This is a genomic window from Limnofasciculus baicalensis BBK-W-15 (genome assembly GCF_024178385.1).
Taxonomy (GTDB): domain Bacteria; phylum Cyanobacteriota; class Cyanobacteriia; order Cyanobacteriales; family Coleofasciculaceae; genus Limnofasciculus; species Limnofasciculus baicalensis.
This window is the reverse complement of record NZ_JAMZMM010000647.1, coordinates 1-1,695: the sequence shown is the minus strand read 5'-3', so window position 1 is coordinate 1,695 and position 1,695 is coordinate 1. Positions and strand designations below refer to the sequence as shown.

The 1,695-nt window shown below is 64.5% G+C and carries 2 protein-coding genes; one reads left to right on the top strand and one right to left on the bottom strand.

The features are described from left to right. The coding region (locus NJ959_RS29120) for an O-linked N-acetylglucosamine transferase, SPINDLY family protein (protein ID WP_254015249.1) at nucleotides 1-946 on the top strand (946 nt) is incomplete at its 5' end. Nucleotides 947-1,032: 86 nt separating this feature from the next. Here NJ959_RS29120 and NJ959_RS29115 read toward each other — a convergent pair. Then, nucleotides 1,033-1,695 (bottom strand): hypothetical protein (locus NJ959_RS29115; RefSeq protein ID WP_254015248.1); only part of this gene is annotated, 663 nt, incomplete at its 5' end.

Sequence of the window (1,695 nt, the reverse complement as noted above, 5' to 3'; positions counted from 1 at the left end):
CGCCCACCCCGCACACGGGGGCGAGTGTGCCGGCAGCGCGGACACAGCCCTCGCCACGGACAACCGCCACGACTCGATCGATGTCGCGATCGATCTCTCGGCCCACACCTGTGCGGCATCTCCTCTCGCGTTCCACTCTCGCGTCGCGCCCGTGCAGATGACCTACCTCGCGTACCCGAACACGGCGGGCGTGCGCGCGATGGACTATCGCATCATCGACTCACACACCGACCCCGTCGGCACAGAGCAATGGTGTGGCGAAAAACTGCTGCGCATCGATCCGTGCTTTCTCTGCTACACGCCGCCCGCCGAACTTCCTGAAGTGTCGCCCGGGCCGAGCACGCACGACGGCGTCATCCGCTTCGGCTCGTTCAACGCGGCAGCAAAACTGAGCCCGCAGGCGCTTCAACTCTGGGGCCGCGTTATTGCTGCGGTGCCCAACTCGCGCCTCGTCCTCAAGGCCTCGAGTTTCATTGATCCCGCGCTCCGCGACGAGGTCCGCGCCCAACTCGTCTCGTGGGGCGCGCCCGCGGACCGTCTCGACATCCTCTCACCCGCGATGGCAACGCTCGACCATCTCGCGATGTACTCCAAGATCGACATCGCGCTCGACCCCTTCCCCTACCACGGCACCACCACCACCATCGAGGCCTTGATCATGGGTGTCCCTGTCGTCGCGCTCGCGGGAGATCGGCACGCGGCTCGCGTCGGCGCCTCAATCCTGAACGCAATCGGAATGCCGGAACTCGTTGCGGATTCTGAGAACGCGTATGTTGACGCCGCGCGAAGCCTTGCGACAGACCGCCAGCGCCTCGCGTCACTGCGCGACTCGCTGCGATCGACGCTGCTCTCGTCCGCGCTGTGCGATGCGACGGCTCACACCCGCCGACTCGAGCACGCGATTCGTCACACATGGCGGGCGCACTGCGCCGCGCCGGCCAAATAAGAACCCCCGCGACGGCGCGGGGGTTCTTGCAGTTCATCATCGATGCACCCTGCCACCACGCGTGTCGTGACGGCGGGCCAGTAACCTCACTTGCCCTTGTACTGCTTCAGGCGCTCTTCCAGTTCCGCCGCCATCGCCTTGTACTTCTCGTTCTTGTTCGCGAGTTCGACGGCCTTGGCCTGCGTCTCCGCCGCCTTGGTCTTGTCGCCCTTCACCCAGTACACGCGAGCGAGCGTGTCCATGATCGCCGGGTCTTCGCCCTTGCTGAACTCGTTGGCCTTTTCCGCGGCCTTGAGCGCGAGCGCAAGGTCGGGCTTCTGGATCTGGCTCTCGGGGTCGACCAGCATCCACGCGATCTCGTTCAACTTCATCGTGTCCTTGGCCACGATCGCCTCGTCGGCCTGCTTGCCCATGAACGCGAACAACTTGTCGAACTGCTCCGCCTGGGTGTAGAGCATGTACTTGATGCTCTCCATGATCTTGCCCGGGCCCGGATAGTCCTTCTCGAACGCTTCCCACGCCGTGATCGCGGCCTTGGGATCGCTCTGCATCTTCTCGAAGACGGCCTTCTGCGCCTTCTCGCCAGCCTTCACTTTTTCGCCAAGCGCGCTCGCCTCATACTTCCCGCTCATCACGTCGGGCAGCACGGTGTCGAGCCACATCGTGTGCCCAACCCACGCCACCTTCGCTTCGCCGTCAACGACGAAGCAACTGGGAATCCCACGACGACCCGCGGCCTTCATGAACCC